This is a genomic window from Dorea sp. MB18-49 (assembly GCF_023669465.1).
Taxonomy (GTDB): Bacteria; Bacillota; Clostridia; order Lachnospirales; family Lachnospiraceae; genus Dorea_A; species Dorea_A longicatena.
The window spans coordinates 1-601 of the sequence record NZ_JAMOYX010000115.1; the positions used below are offsets into that span (position 1 = coordinate 1).

Here is a 601-nt window from a genome sequence, read left to right on the forward strand (position 1 = left end):
GTTTTCTTCAGACAGTAATTATTACTCTGTTTATAACAATTACCTCGGATGTCTTGATTAAGATATTTAAAAATCTTATCATTTCTATTTCTTATATGCAATTTTCAAGGTACATGGTGATGTGTCATTCTTTCGAACTCTGCATCTTATTCAATTGACTGAATTTTTATCAGTCATTAGAAACCTGAAAGCTTACTTTCAACTCTCTAATCACTGGTAAAACCAGCTATCATAACAGCACTTCCTTGCTGATAAGGTTGGCACCGATAAGTTGTTGCTCATCTCTTGCCTGTATCTATATGAATCTCCCGAACATTTGCAGCGGATCTGCTTCGTGTTCTTCAATTTTTTATAGCCTGGCGGCCACCTACTCTCCCGCACCGTCTCCAGTGAAGTACCATCGGCCGCTTGAGTCTTAACCATCGTGTTCGGGATGGGAACGGGTGTTACCCTCAAGCGCATCGCCACCAGAATTCATTATTAAGCTTTTGACAGCCTTAATAACTAAACAATAGATAACAACCCTTACTTTTATTCCTTAGAAAGGAGGTGATCCAGCCGCACCTTCCGATACGGCTACCTTGTTACGACTTCACCCCAG

General features: G+C 40.6%; 2 rRNA genes. Both read right to left on the minus strand.

From position 1 onward, the window contains the following. Positions 1 to 354 precede the first annotated feature (354 nt). Positions 355 to 472, minus strand: a 5S ribosomal RNA gene (gene rrf, locus NCY30_RS15005). A gap of 70 nt (positions 473 to 542) precedes the next feature. After that, positions 543 to 601 (minus strand): 16S ribosomal RNA (locus NCY30_RS15010); the annotation flags it as partial.